Origin of the sequence: Bathymodiolus azoricus thioautotrophic gill symbiont, from assembly GCF_001298715.1 — a bacterium.
GTDB lineage: Bacteria > Pseudomonadota > Gammaproteobacteria > PS1 > Pseudothioglobaceae > Thiodubiliella.
In genome coordinates, this window is record NZ_CDSC02000440.1 from 1 (window position 1) to 1,501 (window position 1,501).

Consider the following 1,501-nt stretch of genomic DNA (forward strand, 5'->3'; position numbering starts at 1 on the left):
GTTTACACTCATAGAGATGCTAATGCTGAGCTTTGGATGCAAAAAGATGTAATGTTAAAAGAGTACCAGCGTGGCTTTGTTATCAACGGCGAGTCAGCATATGATCGTAGTGGTTACTCAGTCTCCAGCGCAGGCGATGTCAACGGCGATGGCTTAGATGATTTAATTGTGGGTGCTTATCATGCTGATCCAAGTGGTAGATCATCCGCAGGTAAATCCTATGTTGTGTTTGGCAAACAAAGCACTAATATCGTTGAATTATCAGACATTGCTGCTGGCAAAGGTGGCTTTGTTATTAATGGCAAGACAGTGGGTGATTATAGCGGACATTCAGTTTCTAGCGCAGGCGATGTTAATGGTGACGGTTTAGATGATTTAATTGTGGGTGCTTATAACACTAATCCAAAAGATAAATCACACGCAGGTGAATCGTATGTTGTATTCGGCAAAAAAGACAACACTAATGCTATTGAATTGTCAAGCATTATTGGCGCAAATGGCTTTCTTATCAAAGGCGAGTCAGGGAATGTTTGGAGTAATCACTTGGTCTCCAGTGCAGGTGATGTTAATGGCGATGGCTTAGATGATTTAATTATTAGCGCACATGACGATAAATCATATGTCGTGTTCGGCAAACAAGGAACCAATGCTATTAATTTACCAGCTATTGCTGCTGGCACAAGTACAGACGGATTTGTTATCAATGGCAAGTCAGGGAATGATCATAAAGGTTACCTAATATCCAACGCAGGCGATGTTAACGGCGATGGCTTAGATGATTTAATTATAGGTGCTTATGTAGCCAATCCAAAGGGTCAAGGTAAATCGTATGTTGTGTTCGGCAAACAAGACAACACTGCTATTAATTTATCAGATATTGTTACTGGTACAGGTGGCTTTGTTATTAATGGCGAGTCAAAGGGTGATTATAGTGGCTACTCAGTCTCCAACGCAGGCGATGTCAACGGCGATGGCTTAGATGATTTAATTGTAGGTGCTAGGCAAGCCGATCCAAGCGGTAAATCAAATGCAGGTAAATCGTATGTTGTGTTTGGCAAAAAAGACAACACCAGAGCCATTGAATTATCAGACATTGCTACTGGTACAAGCACAGGTGGCTTTGTTATTAATGGCGAGTCAGCGGGCGATTATAGTGGCCGCTCAGTCTCCAACGCAGGCGATGTCAACGGCGATGGCTTAGATGATTTAATTGTAGGTGCTTATGGTGTCGACGATTCAAGCGGTAAATCACACAAAGGTAAATCGTATGTTGTATTCGGCAAAAACAACAACACCAATGTTGTTGAATTATCAGACATTGCCGCTGGTATTGGTGGCTTTGTTATTAATGGCGAGTTAGCGGGCGATTATAGTGGCTACTCAGTCTCCAGTGCAGGCGATGTCAACGGCGATGGCTTAGATGATTTAATTGTAGGTGCTTATAATGCCAGTTCATCTGCAGGTAAATCCTATGTTATCTTTGGCAAAACTGATACTGGAT

General features: G+C 42.2%; 1 protein-coding gene. It reads left to right on the forward strand.

The window, feature by feature from the left end; genetic code table 11:
* A partial coding sequence (locus BAZSYMA_RS08380; protein ID WP_090717881.1) for an integrin alpha occupies window positions 1-1,501 on the forward strand: 1,501 nt, incomplete at both ends.